Origin of the sequence: Cognataquiflexum nitidum, assembly GCF_022538055.1 — a bacterium.
Lineage (GTDB): Bacteria > Bacteroidota > Bacteroidia > Cytophagales > Cyclobacteriaceae > Cognataquiflexum > Cognataquiflexum nitidum.
This window is the reverse complement of record NZ_JAKZAM010000010.1, coordinates 83,162-104,761: the sequence shown is the minus strand read 5'-3', so window position 1 is coordinate 104,761 and position 21,600 is coordinate 83,162. Positions and strand designations below refer to the sequence as shown.

18 protein-coding genes are annotated in these 21,600 nt (G+C 41.5%); 13 read left to right on the top strand and 5 right to left on the bottom strand.

All coding sequences use genetic code 11. The annotated features are described in order from the left end of the window. Positions 1 to 3: 3 nt before the first annotated feature. Positions 4 to 552: an FKBP-type peptidyl-prolyl cis-trans isomerase gene (locus MMU07_RS08850; protein ID WP_241125505.1), complete on the top strand. Its 549-nt coding sequence runs from the start codon at positions 4 to 6 to the stop codon at positions 550 to 552. Between the two features lie 3 nt (positions 553 to 555). Beyond that, positions 556 to 1,107 carry an FKBP-type peptidyl-prolyl cis-trans isomerase gene (locus tag MMU07_RS08845; RefSeq protein WP_241125504.1) on the top strand — a complete coding sequence of 184 codons (552 nt, stop codon included), beginning with the start codon at positions 556 to 558 and terminating at the stop codon, positions 1,105 to 1,107. 99 nt (positions 1,108 to 1,206) lie between these two features. Here MMU07_RS08845 and MMU07_RS08840 read toward each other — a convergent pair whose 3' ends face one another. After that, positions 1,207 to 1,842, bottom strand: a complete 636-nt coding sequence (locus MMU07_RS08840; RefSeq protein WP_241125503.1) for a GDSL-type esterase/lipase family protein — start codon at positions 1,840 to 1,842, stop codon at positions 1,207 to 1,209. 110 nt (positions 1,843 to 1,952) lie between these two features. Here MMU07_RS08840 and MMU07_RS08835 point away from each other — a divergent pair, with 110 nt between their 5' ends. Then, a complete protein-coding gene (locus MMU07_RS08835; RefSeq protein WP_241125502.1) occupies positions 1,953 to 2,771 on the top strand; it encodes a UbiA prenyltransferase family protein in 819 nt (272 codons plus the stop codon). On the opposite strand, the gene MMU07_RS08830 is transcribed toward MMU07_RS08835, so the two are convergent. Both MMU07_RS08830 and MMU07_RS08825 read right to left on the bottom strand, forming a co-directional pair. Further along, on the bottom strand, positions 2,763 to 4,133 hold the full coding sequence (locus MMU07_RS08830; protein ID WP_241125501.1) for a neutral/alkaline non-lysosomal ceramidase N-terminal domain-containing protein: 1,371 nt from the start codon (positions 4,131 to 4,133) through the stop codon (positions 2,763 to 2,765). The genes MMU07_RS08835 and MMU07_RS08830 overlap by 9 nt on opposite strands. A 35-nt stretch (positions 4,134 to 4,168) precedes the next feature. Next, positions 4,169 to 5,332, bottom strand: a complete 1,164-nt coding sequence (locus MMU07_RS08825) for an AIR synthase related protein (protein ID WP_241125500.1) — start codon at positions 5,330 to 5,332, stop codon at positions 4,169 to 4,171. Positions 5,333 to 5,672: 340 nt separating this feature from the next. Between MMU07_RS08825 and metK the strand changes: the two genes are divergently transcribed. From metK to MMU07_RS08810, 3 genes are all read left to right on the top strand, one after another. After that, positions 5,673 to 6,926, top strand: a complete 1,254-nt coding sequence (metK, locus tag MMU07_RS08820) for a methionine adenosyltransferase (RefSeq protein ID WP_241125499.1) — start codon at positions 5,673 to 5,675, stop codon at positions 6,924 to 6,926. Positions 6,927 to 7,045: 119 nt separating this feature from the next. Further along, the gene (locus MMU07_RS08815; RefSeq protein WP_241125498.1) at positions 7,046 to 7,543 is read left to right on the top strand and encodes a hypothetical protein; all 498 of its coding nucleotides are present in this window, start codon (positions 7,046 to 7,048) and stop codon (positions 7,541 to 7,543) included. 4 nt (positions 7,544 to 7,547) lie between these two features. Next, the gene (locus MMU07_RS08810) at positions 7,548 to 8,066 is read left to right on the top strand and encodes a hypothetical protein (RefSeq protein ID WP_241125497.1); all 519 of its coding nucleotides are present in this window, start codon (positions 7,548 to 7,550) and stop codon (positions 8,064 to 8,066) included. Between the two features lie 15 nt (positions 8,067 to 8,081). On the opposite strand, the gene MMU07_RS08805 is transcribed toward MMU07_RS08810, so the two are convergent. Next, positions 8,082 to 9,068, bottom strand: coding sequence for a D-alanine--D-alanine ligase (locus MMU07_RS08805; protein WP_241125496.1), 987 nt, complete (start codon positions 9,066 to 9,068; stop codon positions 8,082 to 8,084). A gap of 186 nt (positions 9,069 to 9,254) precedes the next feature. On the opposite strand from MMU07_RS08805, the gene MMU07_RS08800 reads away from it, so the two are divergent. The 7 genes from MMU07_RS08800 (at position 9,255) to MMU07_RS08770 (ending at position 20,851) form a co-directional block, all read left to right on the top strand. Next, entirely contained in the window at positions 9,255 to 10,334 is a 1,080-nt protein-coding gene (locus MMU07_RS08800) for a metallophosphoesterase (RefSeq protein WP_241125495.1), read from the top strand. Between the two features lie 114 nt (positions 10,335 to 10,448). Beyond that, complete coding sequence (locus MMU07_RS08795; protein WP_241125494.1) at positions 10,449 to 12,629, top strand: S9 family peptidase; 2,181 nt, start codon at positions 10,449 to 10,451, stop codon at positions 12,627 to 12,629. Positions 12,630 to 12,962: 333 nt separating this feature from the next. After that, positions 12,963 to 13,769, top strand: a complete 807-nt coding sequence (locus tag MMU07_RS08790) for an alpha/beta fold hydrolase (RefSeq protein WP_241125493.1) — start codon at positions 12,963 to 12,965, stop codon at positions 13,767 to 13,769. A 5-nt stretch (positions 13,770 to 13,774) separates the two neighbouring features. Next, on the top strand, positions 13,775 to 14,869 hold the full coding sequence (locus tag MMU07_RS08785; RefSeq protein ID WP_241125492.1) for an efflux RND transporter periplasmic adaptor subunit: 1,095 nt from the start codon (positions 13,775 to 13,777) through the stop codon (positions 14,867 to 14,869). Positions 14,870 to 14,872: 3 nt separating this feature from the next. Then, complete coding sequence (locus tag MMU07_RS08780; RefSeq protein ID WP_241125491.1) at positions 14,873 to 17,935, top strand: efflux RND transporter permease subunit; 3,063 nt, start codon at positions 14,873 to 14,875, stop codon at positions 17,933 to 17,935. Next, positions 17,935 to 19,284, top strand: a complete 1,350-nt coding sequence (locus tag MMU07_RS08775; protein ID WP_241125490.1) for a TolC family protein — start codon at positions 17,935 to 17,937, stop codon at positions 19,282 to 19,284. The genes MMU07_RS08780 and MMU07_RS08775 overlap by 1 nt, the downstream gene beginning before the upstream one ends. 166 nt (positions 19,285 to 19,450) lie before the next feature. Continuing rightward, positions 19,451 to 20,851, top strand: a complete 1,401-nt coding sequence (locus MMU07_RS08770) for an MltF family protein (protein WP_241125489.1) — start codon at positions 19,451 to 19,453, stop codon at positions 20,849 to 20,851. On the opposite strand, the gene MMU07_RS08765 is transcribed toward MMU07_RS08770, so the two are convergent. After that, entirely contained in the window at positions 20,848 to 21,561 is a 714-nt protein-coding gene (locus tag MMU07_RS08765; RefSeq protein WP_241125488.1) for an SAM-dependent methyltransferase, read from the bottom strand. The two genes, MMU07_RS08770 and MMU07_RS08765, sit on opposite strands and share 4 nt — an antisense overlap. Between the last annotated feature and the right edge of the window lie 39 nt (positions 21,562 to 21,600).

The following is a 21,600-nucleotide window of genomic DNA, read 5'->3' as shown; positions in this document are numbered from 1 at the left end:
AATATGAAAAGATTAAGCGCGTTATTATTAACAGTGATTTGGGTTTTTACCGGTTGTGTTTCTGATGAAGAAAATACCCAAATAATTTTTGAACAGGATGTTCAGAAAATTGAACAATACGTAACGCAAAACCCAATTGCTTCCGTCAAAGAGGCTATTGATAATGGTACCGGTATTAGAATTTATTGGACTGAAGCTTCCGGTAGTGGGGTTAAGGTGGCACTTGGTGATACTGTATTCGTAAATTATACAGGAAAACTTTTGAATAACAACGTTTTCGATACTTCAATTGAAGCCACAGCTAAGGCAAATAACCTTTTCAATGCCAATAGGACCTATGAACCTTTAGAGTTTATAATTGGTAGAGGAATGGTCATCCCCGGCTTTGAATTTGCTGTTTTCAACATGGAAAAGGGAGACAAAGCAACCGTGATAATGCCTTCAATATATGCTTATGGACCGCAGGCAAATGGAGGCATTCCGCCAAATTCACCTTTGCTGTTTGAACTTGAACTGGTAGATATAAAGGGTAATCCTTTGGCAGACGACTGATAAATGAAAAATTTCAAACTTGTTTTTACATTCCTCTTTGGAGTTTTCTTGTTGGTAGCTGGATGCGATCCACCAAATCCTTTTGGCGGCCCTCAGTATGATACTGAAGGGAACCTTGCCATTGATCGCGTTAAAATTGACGACTTCCTAAGGACTGCTCCGATAGACAGTTTATACCGCATCCATGATACCAATGGTGTTGTAATTATTATTCAGGAAGAAGGGACAGGGGCAAAGCCCTCAGCCGGTATGTTGGTTTACACCAACTATACCGGGAGATTATTGGACGGCACCGTATTCGATACCAACCTTGAAGACGTAGCAAGAGAAAACGATGTCTTTGATCCTTCAAAATCATATAGAATTTTCCAATTTACCCTTGGTAGCTCTGAGGCGATCCCTGGTTTTAACGTTGGGTTTAGGCAGATGAATAGTGGATCTAAGGGAGTTCTTATCATTCCTTCTCCTTGGGCTTACCGTGATTTTACAACAATTCCCGGAGTACCGCCCAATTCAGTATTGATGTTTGATGTGGAATTCCTTGGCATGGATTGATACAATATTCGGGATTCCCTCTTCAAAAAATAATTAGACTCAAAAAACCCTCCCTTGAGAAAAGAGAGGGTTTTTTTTATGTGATGAATGGAAATGGCTTTATCTTATGGCTTTTGCGATTTCGGCAGCCATAATGCCAAGTCCTTCCTTGTTGGGATGAATGCCATCAGGCAATAGTGGTGATTTGTCCAATAACGGTGTATACAAATCTATAATCTCAGATTTGGTCTTCTTGGCGATTTCCAGTAGCATCGGTCGCATTTCATTGAGTAATACCTCCCCATTGATATCAAAATTTCCCTGGAACACCGGAACAGGTAGACAGATATACACCTTTCCTTTTTTTGGCATAGATTTTTTGAAAGTCTCGACCATTTCTACGTAGTCCTTTGTGAATTCCTCTTTGAATTTCCAATTTTGGGGTTTTGAGTCATTGGTTCCAAGTTTGATCACCAGAATATCAGGTGCAAAAGATTTGGTCTCTTCAAATTGGGGTTCGTTCCAAAAAGGATAATCCCCTTTTTTGAGCAAAGTCCTACCACTTACTCCAAAGTTTTTGACCTCGTACTTGTCGCCAAGAATGGCCTGCATCTGAAGTGGATAACTGTCAGGATTATCTCTTCCCGGTCCTTGAGTAATACTATTTCCCACACAGGCGACTTTTATTTTTGATTGTGCAAAGGCGGAATAGCCCATTGAAAGTAAAAGGATTGTTAGAAAAAGGAGATTTTTCATAGCTTGATTTTTCTTTCAATTTAAAAAGTTTTGATTCTTAAAAATCTTTTGAAGGTAAAATTATGCTAAGGGGATATCTTTAATGTCAAATGGGGATAATTAGGAATGTTATGTATTATTTCAACCTCCTGTCCTTGGATGTGGTTTTTGGTGCTATGGCAGGGATGTTGTTTTTCTCGGATTTGTTGGAGGTAAAAATATCCGAACCAGTCTATATATTATTGGGAATGGCAGTTTGGAGCATATATACTTGGGACCATTTGATGGATGCCCAAAGTGCTTTGGGGAAGCCGCAGTCCCCCAGACATCAATTTCACCAAAAATATTTTCGGGTTCTTCTTCCTTTGGTTTTCTCCTGTATTTTGGTTGGTATCCTCCTGTTTTTTTCCTTAGGTGAAATGGAATTTATCCAAACCCACGGAATACTGTTGGGGACGTTTACGGTGGTTTGGATGGGGTTTTTGAAGATTGCCGGTACAAAGCTTTCATGGTTGAAGGAAATATCAACCGCCCTGATTTATGTTTTGGGTGTTTCACTAGCTCCCTTTGCTAGTTTGGATATGGAGTTGGTGGATAATTTCTCCTACCTTTTTATTTTTATTTACTTCTTAGCAGCATTAGTCAATCTGCTCATACTCTCTTATCTAGATGCAGAAGTAGACCAAAAAGACGGTTTTGGATCTGTGTTGGTGTTGATCCCAAAGACAGGTTTAAAAAACCTTATTCTGCTGTTGGGAATGACCGGAATAGGTATCTTGCTGGTTCTTGGAGTTATCTTACCTTCTTTTTACCATGTCCATTCGGTGATTTTGGGATTGATTATTGGCTACCATTTGATTTTATTTTTTTCCAAAAACCAAACCAAAGACCAAGTCAGAAAAAAATCCGAGGCATTGTTTCTATTGCCTTTCTTGTTACTTTTATTTTAAGGCCATGGGTTCTTGTCCGGCAGCTTTATCGATCATTTTCCTGATCATTTCATCAAAGTAGGCACCGTTATATGGTCCAAACCAATTCATATCCCGGGCTTCATAAAGTGGATAATTGTAATAATTATCAGGTGTAATATACCCTATGTATCCCCCATTAAAACAGGTAATGATGAGGTGGAGGCCTTTTTCTGCGGCATAATTTTCCCATTGTTTCATAAAAACCCCTGATATTTCACCGCTTGAACTGATAAACAATGTTTTTCCGATCTGGACCATGTCAAAGTGGGCATTTGTGTCGCCGAAGATGGAATTGAAAATCCAAGGCCGGATGCGGACTTTTTCACTGATCCTGAAATGCGCTTTTCTAAGGCCAAGCGGTAAGTTCCCAAACTTGAGGTTTGGCTCTTCCACAGGAAATACCTCATGGATATTTTCTGAAAGATTTCTATTTAAAGCAAAGGCATAAGATTCGACATCATCAGGTTGATTTCCGGTAGCCACAGGGCGATGGCTACCGACTGTACCTGCCGCAAAAAAGGAAAAGTCATATCCTTCCTGTTGTTCCATTAATTTGGTAAGGTAGTTGGGATAATCTCCGGACAGGCCCATGAATTTTGAATTCAAAATAGTCGGATGGGCACTGTATGTCAGGATTGTTCCTTTTTTTCCATTCCGCTTTTCAAATATCAATTGCCTGATGTAAGGATCTATGGGGTCTTCGGCGATCAACCTGTTTGCAACAAGTGTGTCTGCTTTGGTTTTTCTAAAAAATACTTCTGCCGTGTCTAAGCTAGACATTGCTGATTTCAATCCTTCTAAGGTTTTGGCTTCCAGGAATTTGACGATATTGTCATCATAGCCTCCAAAAGCCAACTTGCCGAGAAGACCTGGAATATGCCCTCCGATGCCGCTGTGGGTGTGGGTTGCGGTAAAATAAACTTTGTCCAATGCCAAACCTGATTCACTGATAGCCTGATTGATTCTTCCCTGCAGGTAAGGATGGACAATCATTAATTCATAATTCAAAAAAGCAACTGTAGAGGTTCCGTTGCTGATGACCACCGTTTTGACAAAGTTGCTGTCCTGTACAAATTCGTATCTTCCACGAGGTTTATATCCCACCAGTTTTGCTGGAGTGGATGGGGTCGCATTGACCGAAGACCAGCCTGCAAGCCAAATTTCTCCCTCAGAAGATACAAGGCTTAAGGAGTCAAGATGTGCGACGGTCTCTAAATAATAATCCAACTCTTTATAATCACGCCAATCTATCCTGGTAAGGGTGGTCAATGCTAAGAAAACAATGGCACCAAAGGTCCATCCAAAAATTCTAAATATCTTTTGGGCAGTTGTCCTTGGCATATTTTTATCAAAAGTCTAAAGGTTGTCTTGGTCGTTTAATATTCAAAGGTACCATGGGCACCCTGGACAGTCACTTTTTTACCCTCATGAGGAAGGACCCTTCCGATGATTTTGGCTTCCACACCCAATCCCTCGGCAATGTCCATGACTTCTTCGGCGTACCTTTCTTCGAGATAAACCTCCATCCGGTGGCCCATGTTGAACACTTTGTACATCTCTTTCCAGTCTGTACCGCTTTCTTCTTGGATCATTTTGAAGAGTGGCGGGGTGTCAAATAAGTTGTCTTTGACCACATGCACATTGTCTACAAAATGGAGGACTTTGGTCTGTGCACCTCCGCTGCAGTGCACGATCCCATGAATGGCAGGTCTCAGGTATTTCAATACATCTACCATGATAGGTGCATAGGTACGGGTAGGAGAAAGTACCAATTTACCCATATCAACCGAAAGTCCCGGTGCAGGGTCTGTCAGGTTGTATTTTCCTGTGTAGACAAGATCAGCAGGAACTGCAGGATCAAAGCTTTCAGGATATTTGGTTTTCAATAGTTTGTTGAAAACATCATGTCGGGCTGAAGTCAGGCCATTGCTTCCCATGCCGCCATTGTATGAATCTTCATAGGTAGCCTGTCCATACGATGCCAAACCAACTACCACATCACCCGGTCTGATTTTGTCATTGGAGATGACATCTTCCTTTTTCATCCTGCAGGTCACTGTACTGTCTACAATCACAGTCCGTACAAGATCCCCGACATCGGCTGTTTCTCCACCTGTCAGGACGACATTGACGCCATGGTCACGAAGCATCTGTAAGACTTCCTCGGTACCGTTGATAATCGCCGAGATGACTTCACCGGGAATCAGATTTTTATTTCTTCCGATAGTAGAGGAAACCAGAATATTGTTGACAGCACCGACACAAAGCAGGTCGTCGGTATTCATGATGATGGCATCTTGGGCGATTCCTTTCCACACACTCAGGTCCCCCGTTTCCTTCCAATACATATAAGCCAAAGAAGACTTGGTACCTGCCCCGTCTGCATGCATGATGTTGCAATAGTCAGGATCATTGCCGAGTGTGTCTTCTACTATTTTGCAGAATGCCTTTGGAAAAAGTCCTTTGTCCAGTTTGGAAATCGCCTGATGTACATCTTCTTTGGAGGCTGATACGCCCCGCTGCATATACCTTTCGTTCATTGAGAATTTGGGGATTGGTTGTATAGGGGCAAAGTTAAGGATTCCAACGGGATTGAAGGATGGAAAAACAGGAAGATTGGCAAACGGTCATCCTATTTTTTGGAATTTAGATTTTAAGAAGGTCTTGCTTAGCCGTAATTTTAATTGGCTAACAAAACTCTTATAAGGTCCTTCAGTACCTATTCAGGTTTGATATAGAGCAAAGCAGAAATCAGATTATAATTCATTCATAATGACAAAGTTCAAATGCAATGGACTCAACCTCTATTTCTAATTTTTTATTTCCCTTTGAAACCTTATTTTTACGACCCAATTGAAACCGATTTAAAAATTTTCCCATATGCCATATTTATTTACATCAGAATCAGTGTCTGAAGGCCATCCTGACAAAGTTGCTGATCAGATTTCAGATGCCTTGATCGATAATTTTTTAGCTTTTGATCCAAATTCCAAAGTCGCCTGTGAAACCTTGGTCACTACTGGACAAGTGGTTTTGGCCGGTGAAGTAAAGTCTAAAATATACCTTGATGTTCAAAAAATAGCCAGAGACGTCATCAATAGGATCGGATATACCAAAGGAGAATACATGTTTGACGGAAATTCCTGCGGGGTTCTTTCTGCTATTCACGAACAGTCTCCCGATATCAACCAAGGTGTGGAAAGGGCTAATCCTGAAGAACAAGGTGCCGGCGATCAGGGAATGATGTTTGGCTATGCTACCAAGGAAACTGAAAATTTCATGCCCTTGGCTCTTGACCTTTCACATAGGATTTTGAAGGAATTGGCAGCGTTGAGAAGGGAAAACAAAGAAATTGCATACCTCCGACCTGATGCCAAATCTCAGGTTACCATCGAATATGGTGATGATAACCAGCCTTTGCGTATCGATGCCATTGTAGTATCAACCCAGCATGATGATTTTGATGAAGAGACGGCTATGCTGGCGAAGATCAAAGAAGACATGATCAAAATTTTGATTCCAAGGGTGAAGGCGCAGTTGAAGCCTGAGATTCAGGCATTGTTTACAGAGAAGATCACCTACCACATCAATCCTACCGGCAAGTTTGTGATCGGTGGTCCTCATGGTGATACAGGATTGACAGGAAGAAAAATCATCGTGGATACCTATGGCGGAAAAGGTGCCCATGGAGGCGGTGCATTTTCAGGAAAAGACCCATCCAAAGTAGACCGTTCGGCAGCTTATGCCACCCGACATATTGCCAAAAACATGGTCGCTGCAGGAGTAGCTGAGGAAGTTTTGGTGCAGGTATCTTATGCCATAGGTGTAGCAAAGCCTATGGGAATCTACGTCAACACCTACGGAACATCCAAAGTGAACATGAGTGACGGTGAGATCGCCAAGAAGATCGAAGCCATCTTTGACATGAGACCTTATGCGATCGAACAGCGTCTGAAGCTAAGAAATCCCATCTATGAGGAAACTGCTGCTTACGGACACATGGGTCGCGAAAATGAGACTGTAACCAAAACTTTCAAAAATCCTTACGGAACTTCGCAAGTTTTAGAAGTGGAATTGTTCACTTGGGAAAAGCTGGATTATGTGGATAAGATTAAAATGGAATTCGGAATATAGGGAAAAGCGGCTTTTGGGCCGCTTTTTTTATGATGATGGATTTTGTTGATTTCCTCAATTTCCCTGATAAACTTAATTTGTGGCTATTCGTTAGCTTTGTAATCATTTAATACCACACTATGAAATCAATTTCTTTAAGCCTGTTTTTGATTTTTATATTCTTTTGGTCCAATGCCCAAACCAATCCAAGGATTTCATATCGGGAGAATTTTTTTGGAAACCATGTTTACCTCGCAAATGGCGAAAAGGTAAAGGTTTCAGAAATTGAAAAAATTATGGCAGTTTTTCCGGAGGAGGCCGAATTGTTTTCTAAAGCCAAACAAAAAATGTTTATTGGCGAGTCCTTAAGGTTGGGAGGATGGATTTTGGCTGCAGGTTCTGTGGTATATTTGTTTTCAGGCGATTTTACCCAACAGCGAGTGCTGATATCGGGAGGGATAATGTTGGGAGCAGCGACAATAACGACCATTGCCTTTCCGATGAAAAGAAATGGCAAAAGGGAAACTTCCAATGCGATTGAAATTTATAATTATAAAGCAATAAGGGGAATTGGTTATCGGTCTACCCTCCATTTTAAACTTTCGCCCTTGGCTGCAGGATTAAGCCTTAATTTCTGATCTTATGAAAAAATTCTCATTTGCTCTATTATTGATCTGTTTTATAACCGAAGTTTATGGTCAACAACCCTTCCTCAGGATTGATTACAGGCAAACCTTCTTAGGGGATAGAATTGATATTTTGGACGGGCCCAAAGTGCTGACCAAACAGGAAATTTATCAGCTGATGCAGACCAATCCCGAAGCTTTTCAAACTTATCAAATGGCATTGAAAAAGCAGACAACCAGCAAATGGTTGGACGGAGGTGCTTTTTTGGCTTCCGTTGGTGTGATTGCATTGAGCTTTATTCCTTCTCAATCTTCCTCCTATTCGTCGAGAAACAAGTTTTTTATACCCTTGGCGGTCACTACTGTAGGCTTGGGGATTGCTTCAGGTTTTTATAGGAGAAGCAGCAGAAATCTGACAAGAGAAGCAGTGGATATGTATAATTTTTCTGAAAAAAAGGCAGATCCCGTTTATTTTGAGGATGGTTTGACTTATTATAACATACCCGATTTTATTGGTTTTCAGATCCGTTTTTGAGTTCCAAAAGGAAGGTCAGGAAAACATTTCCTCGATCAGCGCATTGTAAAAATCCTTGACATCGATCCCCAAAGCACGCACTTGTTGGGATATCAAGCTAGTTTCAGTTTGACCCGGTACAGTATTGATTTCAATAAAATAGAATTTGCCTGTTTCGTATTCCAAGAAATAGTCAATCCTGACCGCTCCTTTGCAATTTAACTTTTGATATACTTTTTCTATAATTCGGCCTACCCTTGCCACTTCCTCCTCGGTCATTCTTCCGGGGGTTATCTCTTCACAAACACCGGGAGAATACTTTGCCTCAAAGTCAAAAAACTCCTTGCTGCTGATGATTTCCGTAGCCGGAAGCACCGTGGTAATCCCCCTTGACCGGTAGACACCGATCGAAAATTCCCTACCCGAAACAAACTCTTCCATCAATACTTGTGAATCTTCTGCAAATGCCTTGTCCAAAGCTTCCTGAAGTTCATTCGGTTCTTTGACCTTGGTCATTCCGATACTTGAACCGCCGTTGTTTGGCTTGATAAAAAGAGGCAGACGCAGTTCTTTCAGTATCATGGAGACATTCTCCGCATGGTTGCCAAATAATTGGATGGACCTCGCGACAAACAGTTCGTCGATGTCCTGTACTATTGCCTTGGTGTAGCCTTTGTTCATTGTGATGGCAGAGGTCAACGCATCGCATGTCGTGTAAGGTAACCCGATCAGGTCAAAATAGCCGGCAAGCTTGCCGTCCTCTCCCGGCGAACCATGAAGAATATTGAAAACTCCGTCAAATTTTATCTTTTGATTAGAAATTTTGATGGAAAAGTCATTGAGGTCTACGGGGATTTTTTCGCCCGCGGCAGTTTCGTGATACCAGTTACCGGGATAAATCAGGATTTTGTAGATATCGTACAGGCTCCTGTCGAGTGTCTTTTCGACTACTGCGGCACTTTTTAGAGAGATGACGGATTCCCTGGTAAATCCTCCGGTCACTAAGGCAATTTTCTTCTTCATGGTATGTAAAAGTAAAAATCAATCTCTATTTATCATTGTGTGGCCCCAAAAAATAGAGGGTAAAATAGCTGATGGAGCTAGGACTGTTTTCGGTATTTTGGTTAAAAAGATTTGTATATTCATTATCGGTTTTTGGACCAATTATGGTAATTGATAAAAAAACCTCCCCATTTTAGAACATAGCACATGAAATTCTTCTCAAATATTCTTTTGCTCATAGTTTGTTTCTCCTTTTTAGCGGGGAGCGTTGTAGCCCAAAACCAAGGGAATGCCATTTCTGAAGGACCATATATATTTTTTCAGGGCGATCAGGTAAATGTCAAATGGGTTGAAAATGGCCAGATGAAAGTGAACCTTAACCCCGATCAAGATTTTCTTCAAAGTGAATTTAATCTGGGCCTCGACCCCAAAGTTTTTTTGGAAAATATGGAGAAGGAGGTTGACTTCTATCAGGAATACAAGAATGTCCCCAATCTAGCGGTGATTTCTGACATTCATGGTCAGTATGGATTGAGCGTGGAATTGCTCAAAGCGCACGGCATTATCGATCAAAATACCGATTGGAAATATGGCAAGGGACATCTTGTGGTCAACGGTGATATTTTGGGAAGGGGCGACATGGTCACTGAAGTGTTGTGGTTGGTGTACAAACTCGAACATCAAGCAAAAGCTCAGGGAGGGAAAGTTCATTTCTTGATCGGAAACCATGAATTGATGTTTATTGAAAGTGATTTCCGGTTTTTAAATGAAAAATATGTGGTAGCCACCAAGGCGATGGGAATCAGGACAAGCGACCTCTATGCGGAGAATGCTGTTTTGGGTAATTGGCTGCGCAAACGTCCGGTTATCATTACCATTGATGATTTGTTGATCACCCATGCCGGTATTTCGCCTTCATTTTTGCGAAGAAAACTAACAGCCAAAAAAGTCAATAAACAATTTTATTCTCATATCCTCAAGTCCTCCTCCAGGAGGAAAAATGCCCTTCAGACCTTTTTGACAAGCGAGGATGGACCGCTTTGGTACCGCGGATATTTTGTTGAGCCATTTCCTTCGACGCAAATTCTGGATGATATTTTGGATTTTTTTGAATCGAAAAAAATTATAGTCGGCCATACTTCATTGAGATCCATTACCTCACTTTTTGAAGGGCGTGTGATCGGAGTGGATGGCAATATCAAAGAAGGAATCACAGGTGAAATCCTGATTATCGAAAACGGTGAATCATTCCGAGGCGGGAAGGATGGGGTCAGAAAAGAACTCTGATTTTGACATCATGCTTCAGGTCAAAATACCTTTTATGTTTTCCGATTGAGTAAAATTTTTTCCGGTCTTGATGCTTTTTTATACTTTTAAAGCTGATTATAGACCTAGATATTTATGAGTAAGATTAAATTGATTCCCTTTCTGGCATTTATCCTAGTTTGGAATTTTGATTCTTTTGCCCAGCAAAAACAGAAAGTCACACTCGAAGACGTTTTCAAAAACAATACCTTCTCCCAAAAGTCTGTTCTAGGCATCAATTGGATGAAAGATGGACAGTATTACAGCTCATTGGTAAGAACACCTTCCGGTTCCAAAGTTGTCAAAATCAATGTGGCGACAGGAGAAGAAACAGGGACGCTTATTGATGGAGAGGCTTTGGGGGTAAATTTTTCAAGCTACGCTTTCAATGCCGATGAAAGCAAAGCACTGATAGCGTCAGAAGTAGAGAGAATATACAGAAGGTCAAGTAAGGCTGTCTATCATGTGGTAGACTTGGCCACGGGGAAATCACAAAAACTTTTGGATGGTGAGAAAATCATGTATGCCACCCTTTCCCCGGGAAATGACAAGGTGGCATTTGTAAAGGAAAATAACCTGTTTATCATTGAACTCAATACCGAACAGGTAACACAAATCACTACCGACGGCAAGTGGAACCATGTGCTGAATGCTGCGGCAGATTGGGTTTATGAAGAGGAGTTTTCCATGTCAAAGGCTTTTGATTGGTCACCCGATGGTCAAAAAATTGCATTTATCCGATTTGATGAGTCGGAAGTTCCCGAATTCAACATGCAACTATGGGGCAAATTATATCCCCAGGATTACAGATTCAAGTATCCCAAAGCAGGCGAAGCAAACGCCAAAACCAGCATCCACATTTATGATTTGGAAAGTAAAAAGACTGTAAAAGCAGATACAGGAACTGAGACTGATATTTACTTGCCGAGAATATATTGGACAGGGGAAGCCAACACTTTGGCTTTTTTGAGAGTCAACAGGCTCCAAAATCAGATCGACCTCTTGTATACAGATGCCCGATCAGGTCAGAGTAAAGTCATCCTCGAAGAAAAATCAGAGACCTATGTGGACCTCAATTACAACGATGACCTGCGGTTTTTGGGGGACAGCAAAGGATTTATCCGGACCTCCGAGCAGGATGGTTTCAAGCATATCTACCACCATGACAACACCGGCAAACTTATACGCCAAATTACTTCCGGCAATTGGGAAGTGACCAACTTGGTCGGGATAGATGAGAAAGGCAAGAAAATCTACTATATCTCCACTGAATCTTCGCCCCTCGAGCGAAATCTCTTTGTGGTCAATCTAGATGGGAAAAACAAAAAGATCCTGACGCCTGAGAAAGGGACATTTTCGGTCAATATGAGCCGTGATTTCAAGTATTACATTGCCAATTATACAAATTCGGACACACCACTTAAAGTGACTTTGAATGAGTCTTCCGGTAAATTGGTCAAAGTCTTGGAGGATAATCAGGAACTGAAAAGCAAGCTTTCCAATTTTGCCCTTTCAGGCAGGGAGTTTTTTACTTTCAATACGGTGGAGGGCACCTCCCTCAATGGTTACATGATCAAACCTTCGGACTTTGATCCCAACAAAAAATATCCTGTCTTGATGTATGTATATGGTGGTCCGGGATCTCAAAACGTCACCAATGCTTGGGGCGGTGCACGGGACTTTTGGCACCACCACTTGGCGGCTGAAGGATACATCGTAGTCTGCGTGGATAACCGCGGTACCGGTGCCCGTGGTCGGGATTTCAAGCATGTGACTTATGCCAATCTAGGTAAACTGGAAACAGAGGACCAAATCGCAGGAGCAAAATACCTAGGCACTTTGGGTTATGTCGATGCATCCAGGATTGGAATCTGGGGTTGGTCCTATGGGGGTTATATGTCCTCTCTAGCCTTGATGAAAGGAAATGATGTATTCAAAGCGGCCATTGCAGTCGCTCCTGTGACTACTTGGCGGTATTATGACACCATTTATACCGAGCGCTATCTTCAGACTCCCCAGCAAAACGCCGCGGGATATGACGACAACAGCCCGATCACCCATGTGGACAAATTGAAAGGAAATCTGTTGCTCATCCATGGCACAGGAGATGACAATGTCCATTATCAAAATGCGGTAGACCTTGTGGATGCCCTGATCAAAGCCGACAAACAGTTCGAAACCATGTATTATCCCAACCGCAACCATGGGATTTCAGGTGGGAATACTTCTTGGCATTTATACTCGCTGATGACAGATTTCATAAAAAGAAAGCTGTAGTAGATATTAAGCCAAGAGAAAAAATAAAAAAAGCCTTTAGAAACAAAGCCAAAAGCGAACTTCCAAAATTGCAAAAATTGACTGATTTTGATATTGGGTATTTAAAAAGATGGCTTTTTTTGATAAGATTGCTATTATTTCTTATAAATTTCGACAAATGAAACAAAGTCCCAGAGGGCTTTGTTTCGTGTTTTTTTAAGGAAATAACCATTAATCGACTTCAATAGCCACCTGTGTCTATTTTATTTTTTACCCCAAGTAATGGGCTTAGCTTTCGGGTTCGGAACTTAAATCTAACTGTTCGGTTATTACTTGGTCAAGATGAAAAACAGTATGTTGTATTATAAAACTTACAGGCATTCTACCAGTAACGAATGGGTAGTGTTCATACATGGGGCGGGAGGTTCTTCCTCTATTTGGTACAAACAGGTCCGGGAATTCAGACAGGAATTCAATCTTTTGCTCATTGACCTTAGGGGTCATGGTAAATCCGCCGAGTCTATCAGGAACATTTGGAAAGAGGAATACACCTTTCCTGCAGTGACAAAAGACATTATTGAGGTGCTTGATCACCTGCAGGTGCCACCTGCACATGTTATGGGTGTTTCACTTGGGACTATTTTGGCTAGGCAATTGGCAGAAATGGAGCCCAATAAAGTAAAATCCTTGATTATGGCAGGAGCGATTACCAGACTCACCTTTACTTCTCAGATTTTGGTAACCCTTGGAAATACCTTTAAAAGTGTCGTTCCTTATATGTGGTTATACAGTTTGTTTGCTTGGATCATCATGCCGAGAAGGCACCATGCCGAGTCAAGAAACTTATTTATCAATGAGGCAAAAAGACTTTGCCAAAAGGAGTTCATAAGGTGGTTTAAGTTGACAAGGGACATCAATCCACTTTTGAAATTTTTCAAAGAAAAGGATCTTTCCATACCAACTTTATATGTAATGGGTGAAGAGGACATCATGTTTCTCGAACCGGTAAAAAAAATTGTCAAGGAGCATAAACTTTCAATTCTCAATATTGTCAAAGCTTGTGGTCATGTAGTCAATGTCGAACAGCCTGAAGTTTTTAATCAGTTATCGCTTCAGTTTCTTAGGAATCAACAACCAGCCTTAAATGGATTTTCAGAATAAATAGAATGAAAAAACAAACCAAAACCGTTTTAATTATAGCCATTGTACTTGTATTGGCAGTGATTTTTATTTACCCAAGGTGGGATCAGTTTATGGGAAAACCTGAAAATGCTGCGGGAACAGGTCAGCCGGGTACCTCCTCACAGGGTGCGGGTCAGCCTATTCCTGTCAATGTTGTTGAAATCCGTCCTGAAAGACTGGAAAACAACCTGAGTGTTACCGGTACCATTATACCAAATGAGAGTGTTAACCTCAGGTCTGAGATTTCAGGCTTGGTAAAAAAGATATCTTTCAATGAAGGTCAGTTTGTAAAGAAAGGAACTCCGCTTCTTTACCTTAATGACGATGAACTGACGGCACAATTCCAAAGACTTGACTTCACCAGAAAGCTTTTCCAAAGTCAGGAAAACAGGCAAAAGCAACTTTTGGCCAAAGAGGCCATCAGTCAGGAAGAATATGACATTGTGCTGAACCAGTTTAATACAAACCTTTCTGACATCAAATTGGTCGAAGCCCAGTTGACCAAAACTGTCATCAGGGCACCTTTTGATGGGGTTTTGGGCTTAAGGATGATTTCAGAGGGCAGTGTTATCGGCCCTGCAGATGTGATTGCCAATATTGTCAATATTGATCCTATCAAAATTGAGTTTTCAATTCCGGAAAGATATGCAAACCAAGTTAATGTCGGATCGAAGATTATCTTTTCAAATGAATCGGAAGGGATTGATGTGGAAGGTACCGTATTTGCATTCGAGCCGACGATAGACACTGGAACGCGTACCTTAAAAATCAGGGCTCAGAGTCCAAATAAGGAACGTAAGTTTTTGCCGGGAATGTTTGTAAGGATAAAATATATTCTTGGTGTGGAAGAAAATGCGCTGATGGTTCCGGCAGAATCTGTTATTCCGGAATTGGCAGGTTATAAAGTTTTTATAGTAAACCAAGAAAGCAAAATTGAAGAAAGAAAGGTGTCTATCGGAACCCGTACAGAAAGCTTTGTACAGATCGTGGATGGGCTAAAAGAAGGTGACTTGGTATTGAGCACCGGAGTATTGCAAGTAAGAACAGGAATGCCTGTCACTTATACTAAAATCAATTAAAATATGGCTAGTTTATCAAGTATCAGTATCAGCAGACCTGTTCTTGCCATAGTGATGTCATTGACAATAATGCTTTTCGGCATTATTGGAATCAGTTTCTTAGGCATCAGGGAATTCCCTAGCGTTGATCCGCCTATAATCAATGTCAGGACGGCTTATGTAGGTGCCAATGCTGATGTCATTGAAGCCCAGATCACCGAACCATTGGAAGAGGCGATCAACGGTATTGCAGGGATCAAATCCCTGACATCTACAAGTAACGATGGTACTAGTAACATTACGGTTGAATTTGATGTAGGTGCAGACTTAGAAGCCGCGGCCAACGATGTCAGGGACAAGGTTTCGGGTGCCCAAAGAAACCTCCCCCCGGATACAGAACCTCCGGTGGTTTCCAAAGCAGACTCAGATTCCCAGCCAATTGTGTTTTTGGCTGTGCAAAGCGCGACGCGTAACCTTTTGGATCTTTCAGATATTGCTTCCAATATTTTCAAAGAAAGGCTACAGACCATTCCCGGTGTAAGTACAGTCCAGATTTGGGGCGAAAAAAGGTATGCCATCCGACTCAGGATGGACCCCTTGAAAATGGCCTCCTACGGAGTGACACCACTTGATGTATTGAACAAGGTGCAAAGCGAAAACGTAGAACTGCCTTCCGGTAGAATTGAGGGTGCGGCAATCGAACTTTCTGTCAGGACGAAAAGTAGACTCAGCACACCACAGGAGTTTAATTCTCTGATCATCAAAGAAGACCAGAATAATATTGTTAGGTTTCAGGACATAGGAATGGCAGAAATGTCCGCTTTGAACGAAAGGACAGTATTGAAAAGAGACGGCGTACCCATGGTTGGGGTGGTGTTGGTGCCGCTTCCCGGATCCAATAACATCGAAATTGTTGATGAATTTTACAAAAGGCTAGAGACAATAAAAAAGGATCTGCCCGGTGATATCAGGGTAGATATCGGCTTTGACTCTACGACATTTATCAGGAATTCTATCAAAGAAGTGCAGGAAACAATTTTTATAGCCTTCATCCTCGTGGTGTCTATCATCTTTCTGTTTTTGAGGGACTGGAGGACAACCTTCATTCCGGTTTTGACCATTCCTATTTCCTTGATCGGGGTATTTTTCATCATGTACCTGATGGGTTTCTCGATCAATGTACTGACACTTTTGGGAATTGTACTTTCTATCGGCCTCGTGGTGGATGATGCCATCGTTGTCTTAGAAAATATTTATTCGAGAATTGAAAAAGGAGAAAATCCCGATACCGCTGCAGCCAAAGGCTCAGAGGAAATTTTCTTTGCCGTCATCGCGACTACAGTCGCCTTGGCTGCGGTTTTCCTTCCTGTAATTTTCCTAACAGGAACTACAGGTAGACTTTTCAGGGAATTTGGAATCGTGGTCGCCGGAGCGGTTATCATTTCGTCTTTTGTCGCTTTGACGATGGCGCCTATGCTGAGTTCCAAATTATTAAAGAAAAGAGAAAAACATAACGCTTTTTACAATTTGACCGAACCCTTCTTTGTTTGGATGAATAATCTTTATGAAGGGGCCCTCAATAAATTCATGAATGTGAGATGGAGTGCCTTTGGTATTATCATTGTCATGGTTTTTGGGATATATTATTTTTTCAAAGTAATTCCTACAGAATTGGCACCGGTAGAAGATAGGGGCGAAATGCGGGTCAATATTTCAGGCCCTGAAGGTGCCACTTTTGGATATATGGACAAGGTCCTTGATGAAATGACGGTTGATTTTATGAACCAGATACCTATAGAAGAAAGGGCGGGAATCACCACTGTGACGTCTCCGGGTTTTGGAACATCGAGTACCAATTCAGGCTTTTTGAGGTTGATTCTTGTCGATGCACAGGAAAGGGAAAGAAGTCAAATGGAGATTTTTGGGCAGGTTTCGGGCATGATCAAAAAATATACCGCGGTCCGGGCATTTGTGACCCAACCCCAATCTATCGGTGACAGAAGAGGTGGACTGCCTGTCCAATATGTGATCCAAGCCCCAACATTAGAGAAGCTCAAGGAGGTTATTCCTGCTTTTATGGAAAAGGCCAGTCAAAGTCCGGTTTTCAGTTTCTCGGATATCAACCTGAAATTCACAAAACCTGAAATAGAGGTTGAAATCAACAGAGAAAAAGCCAGGAATGTCGGCGTATCTGTTCAGGAAATTGCCAGAACGCTTCAATTATCTTATTCCGGTCAGCGATTTGCCTACTTTATCATGAATGGCAAACAGTATCAGGTAGTGGGTGAAATGCAGCTGGCTGACCGAAATGAGCCTGTCAATCTCAGGATGCTATATGTGAGGGCCGATAATGGACAGTTGATCCAATTGGACAACTTGGTTACCATCAAAGAAAAAAGCACGCCGCCCCAGTTATACAGGTTTAATAGATTTGTAAGTGCTACTGTGTCTGCAGGTTTGGCGGAGGGCTACACAATCGGAGCCGGTCTGGATGAGATGGATAGGATTGCAGGAGAAGTCTTAGACGATACCTACAGCACAGACGTGGCCGGACTTTCCAAAGAATTCAGAGAGAGCTCAAACAGTTTGATATTTGCATTTCTCTTTGCCTTGGTTTTGATATACTTGGTCCTTTCGGCGCAGTTTGAAAGTTTCATGGATCCACTTACGATCATGTTTACCGTGCCTTTGGCCTTGTTTGGTGCCTTGTTCTCACTTTGGATATTTGATTTTACATTGAATATTTTTAGTCAGATTGGGATTATCATGCTCATAGGGCTGGTGACCAAAAACGGTATTTTGATCGTGGAATTTGCAAACCAGCGTAAGGCACAGGGAATGTCCATAGATGAGGCGATCATAGGTGCTTCTGCGGCCCGATTCAGACCGATTTTGATGACAAGTTTGTCTACCATTTTGGGTATACTTCCTATAGCTTTGGCCCTCGGGGCCGGGGCAGAAAGCAGGGTGCCTATGGGAGTTGCTGTCATCGGGGGATTGGCATTTTCAACTATCCTGACCTTGTTTATTATCCCTGCCATTTATACCTATTTAACATCCAAGAAAGGAAGATTAGCAAGAGTCTAATGAGAAAGTTACTTTTATTATTGGTGCTCAGTGCATGGGCGACGTTTTCTCTTTTTGCACAAGAAGGAGAAACACTGGATTTAGAAAAAGCAGTTTTGATAGGTTTGGAAAAAAACTATGGGATCAAAATTGCTGCAAATAATGTAGTGATCGCAGACAGGAACATTCAGGTTGGTTTAGGAAGCTTCTTTATGCCAACTTTAACCGGGAATTTTCTAAATAGCTTTAACAAAGAGGATGTAAGCCAGATATTTGCAAATAATCCCGAGCAGATTACAGAAATTGAAGGGGCGGCAACTGAAAATCTAAATTATTCTGTTGTCGGTTTTTATGGATTCAGACCTGAAACCATCTACTCCTTAAAAATATTAGGAAAACTGGCCGAAATCAGTGACCTGGAAGCCAAAGTTTTGGTCGAAAACACAGTCGCCTCAATTTCATCATCCTACTTTAGGTTGGTTTTGGAACTTCAAAGGTATAATGTCCTTAAAACCACCTTAGACCTGTCCCAATCCCGTCTCGACATAGCAAAAGCAAGGTACGAACTTGGCGGTGCAGGAAGGAGTGATTTCTTGACAGCACAGGTGGATTACAACGCTGATTTGTCATTACTTACCAATCAGGAACTTGTAATTAAAAATGCAAGGATAAACCTCAATGAATTACTTGCCCTTAAACCTGACCAAGAATTTATTGTAAAAGATACTATTCTGGTAGATAAAAACCTCCTCTTGGAAAACCTCCTTGAAAATGCATACCTGAACAACAAACAGTTTTTGGTTACCCAAAGACAGGAAAACGCAGCCTTTCTTGCTTTAAGAGAAACCCAGGCCCAAAGGTTACCTCAGGTCAACTTTAATGCTGCATACAATAGAAACACCTTTTCTTCAGAAGCAGGTTTCTTATTGCTCAACCAGAGAACAGGGATTAACTACGGCCTGACTGCTTCTCTTAACCTGTTCAGTGGCTTTACACTCAACAGAAGAATCCAAAATGCCAAAGTTCAAAAAGTAAATGCAGAATATGCTCTAAAAGACCTGGAGATACAAATGGTTTCTGATATCCAAAGGGCCTACAATACATACAATACCAATATCATCCTCTTGGATATCGAATACTCAAATTACAAAACGGCCATTGAAAGTGCCGACATCGCTTTGGAAAGGTTCAGGTTGGGGATTTCTGATTACCTTCAATTTAGAGATGCGCAGCTCAATTTGTTGACAGCTGAAAACAGGCTTTTGACCGCGATATTTAATATCAAAGAAATGGAAATTGAATTGATGAGGCTTTCAGGTAGGATTTTTTATCAAGAAGGAAGAGAAAATTTTCAATTAACTATAGATTAATCTGATTTATTATAAAAAACTGATAATCAGTATTATATAACACCAATGAATTTCCATTGGTGTTTTTTTATGCAAAAAAATGTATTTCATTTCTATTAAAGTTGGTATGTAATTTGCTCTGAAAGATCTTTGTATAAACCAAAGTCCTGAAAGGGACACAAATGGAATGAAAAAGACAGGAATCAATTTACTGTTTTTGATAATATTAACAATTTTTGGGTTTCAATGTACCCTATTTGAAAGAACCGAAACAGAGGTTAGTTTTTGGGAAAATCCTGTGCAGTTGGATTTGGATGAAATCAAAAAAAGAGGATACATCAGGGCCGTCGTAGATAATTCTTCCACGAGTTATTATATCTACAGGGGAAGAAGGATGGGCTATGAGTTTGAAATGTTGAAATCCTTGGCTTCTTCCCTCGGTGTCAGGTTGCACCTCATTGTCAAATCTGATATAGAAGAAGCTTTTTACTTACTCAACAAGGGAAAAGCAGATATCATCGCCATGAACCTGGCCGTAAGCGAGGATAGGAAAAAGTTTGCCTCTTTTACGGCCCCGATCGGGAGTATGGGTACCGTTTTGGTTCAAAAGGATGGCTCCAATAAAGTTAAAAATCCGAGTGATTTGAATGGAAAGGTAATCCATATTCAGAAGGATGCCATTTTCAAATCACAGCTTTGTTCCCTTCAAAATGGCCTAGGCATCAGTCTCTCGGTATTGGAGGAAAATGGCAACAGTGATTTTTTAGTAAATAAATTAAGCAAAGGAGAAATCGAATTCACAGTGGTGGACAAGGTCGTGGCCATGGTCAATGAAACTTACTATAACGATCTTGATATAGAAGTAGAGATAAGTCCAAAAGCAGATGTCGCCTGGGCAATCAGGAAAAATGCCCCAAATCTTGAACAAGAGGTCAATCAATGGATCTCCAATAAAAACAAGTCCGGATATATCAAGACACTATACGCCAAGTACTTTCAAAATTCTAAGAATAACTTCTATAGGGCAAACAGTTCTTTCTCTTCATTGGGGGGAAACAAAATCTCACAATATGACGATCTGATCAAAAATGGAGCAGAGAATCTCGGTTGGGATTGGAGGATGTTGGCCTCCTTGGTTTATAAGGAATCCGGTTTTGATACCACGGCTACTTCATATGCAGGTGCTACAGGTCTGTTACAGCTGATGCCTGTGACATTGGAGCGCTTTGGCGTGACTAATCCCAACGATCCTGCCCAAAGCCTCATGGGGGGAGTCAATTACCTGAAATACCTCGATAAGTTTTGGAAAGAAAGGGTGCCGGAGAGCAACGAGAGGATCAAATTTATACTTTCATCTTACAATATCGGACACGGTCATGTCTTGGATGCGTGGAATCTGGCATTAAAGTACGGAGGCAACACCCAAAGCTGGAAAAATGTATCCTATTATCTGACTTTAAAATCCGATCCCAAATACTACAGGGATCCTGTGGTCAAAAGCGGTTATGCAAAAGGTCACCTTGCAGTGGCTTATGTGGAGGATATCCTGACTTTGTATGACTCTTACCGGGTCTTAATAGAACCCTAATTTCCCGAATACAAGACAAAAACCACCGGCATTTTATGCAGGTCCAGTTGTGACTTTCTCCATTCAGACACAGGTTTGGTGAGGATCATTTCATCTGGACCTGTTATATTTTTTGCTACACAAAGCTTTGTATCCGGATTGAGCGTACCCTTCAAATCTTCCATCAGGTGATTGTTGCGAAAAGGCGTTTCCATAAAGATCTGGGTCCTGTTGTTTTTTGCTGATTCAGTTTCCAGGTTTTTTATCGCGAGAATCCTGTCCTTCTTCTCGATAGGCAAATACCCATGAAAGGCAAATGATTGTCCGTTGAATCCGGATCCCATCAAAGCCAAAAACATAGAGCTAGGACCGGAAAGAGGCACTACTTTCACGCCTTTGGAATGGGCATAGGCCGCTGCAGCCGAACCCGGATCCGCGATCCCCGGACAACCCGCCTCGGACATGACACCTACGTCCTGCCCTGAAAACAATGGCTTCATGATCCTTTCCAGCTCAGCCCCTTTGGTGCTTTTGTCTAAAATTTCAAATTGTAACCCCTCAATGGTAAGTCCGAGTTTCAGGCTGCTAATATACCTCCTTGCCGTCCGGACATTTTCCACCAAAAAATAGCTGAGGTTTTTTACAGTATCTTTTACCTGAGGGCTGATGACCTTGTCAGCGGAATTCTCTGCCAGGATGGTTGGGATCAAAAATAGTTTTCCTTTGCTCATAATTATTTGGAAGTGTGTAGACAAAGATGGGGAAAAACT

What these genes read in the sequence shown, in the direction of transcription:
- MMU07_RS08850 (WP_241125505.1), top strand. Translation starts at nt 4, where the DNA reads ATGAAAAGATTAAGCGCGTTATTATTAACAGTGATTTGGGTTTTTACC.
- MMU07_RS08845 (WP_241125504.1), top strand. Translation starts at nt 556, where the DNA reads ATGAAAAATTTCAAACTTGTTTTTACATTCCTCTTTGGAGTTTTCTTG.
- MMU07_RS08840 (WP_241125503.1), bottom strand. Translation starts at nt 1,842, where the DNA reads ATGAAAAATCTCCTTTTTCTAACAATCCTTTTACTTTCAATGGGCTAT.
- MMU07_RS08835 (WP_241125502.1), top strand. Translation starts at nt 1,953, where the DNA reads ATGTATTATTTCAACCTCCTGTCCTTGGATGTGGTTTTTGGTGCTATG.
- MMU07_RS08830 (WP_241125501.1), bottom strand. Translation starts at nt 4,133, where the DNA reads ATGCCAAGGACAACTGCCCAAAAGATATTTAGAATTTTTGGATGGACC.
- MMU07_RS08825 (WP_241125500.1), bottom strand. Translation starts at nt 5,332, where the DNA reads ATGAACGAAAGGTATATGCAGCGGGGCGTATCAGCCTCCAAAGAAGAT.
- metK (WP_241125499.1), top strand. Translation starts at nt 5,673, where the DNA reads ATGCCATATTTATTTACATCAGAATCAGTGTCTGAAGGCCATCCTGAC.
- MMU07_RS08815 (WP_241125498.1), top strand. Translation starts at nt 7,046, where the DNA reads ATGAAATCAATTTCTTTAAGCCTGTTTTTGATTTTTATATTCTTTTGG.
- MMU07_RS08810 (WP_241125497.1), top strand. Translation starts at nt 7,548, where the DNA reads ATGAAAAAATTCTCATTTGCTCTATTATTGATCTGTTTTATAACCGAA.
- MMU07_RS08805 (WP_241125496.1), bottom strand. Translation starts at nt 9,068, where the DNA reads ATGAAGAAGAAAATTGCCTTAGTGACCGGAGGATTTACCAGGGAATCC.
- MMU07_RS08800 (WP_241125495.1), top strand. Translation starts at nt 9,255, where the DNA reads ATGAAATTCTTCTCAAATATTCTTTTGCTCATAGTTTGTTTCTCCTTT.
- MMU07_RS08795 (WP_241125494.1), top strand. Translation starts at nt 10,449, where the DNA reads ATGAGTAAGATTAAATTGATTCCCTTTCTGGCATTTATCCTAGTTTGG.
- MMU07_RS08790 (WP_241125493.1), top strand. Translation starts at nt 12,963, where the DNA reads ATGTTGTATTATAAAACTTACAGGCATTCTACCAGTAACGAATGGGTA.
- MMU07_RS08785 (WP_241125492.1), top strand. Translation starts at nt 13,775, where the DNA reads ATGAAAAAACAAACCAAAACCGTTTTAATTATAGCCATTGTACTTGTA.
- MMU07_RS08780 (WP_241125491.1), top strand. Translation starts at nt 14,873, where the DNA reads ATGGCTAGTTTATCAAGTATCAGTATCAGCAGACCTGTTCTTGCCATA.
- MMU07_RS08775 (WP_241125490.1), top strand. Translation starts at nt 17,935, where the DNA reads ATGAGAAAGTTACTTTTATTATTGGTGCTCAGTGCATGGGCGACGTTT.
- MMU07_RS08770 (WP_241125489.1), top strand. Translation starts at nt 19,451, where the DNA reads ATGAAAAAGACAGGAATCAATTTACTGTTTTTGATAATATTAACAATT.
- MMU07_RS08765 (WP_241125488.1), bottom strand. Translation starts at nt 21,561, where the DNA reads ATGAGCAAAGGAAAACTATTTTTGATCCCAACCATCCTGGCAGAGAAT.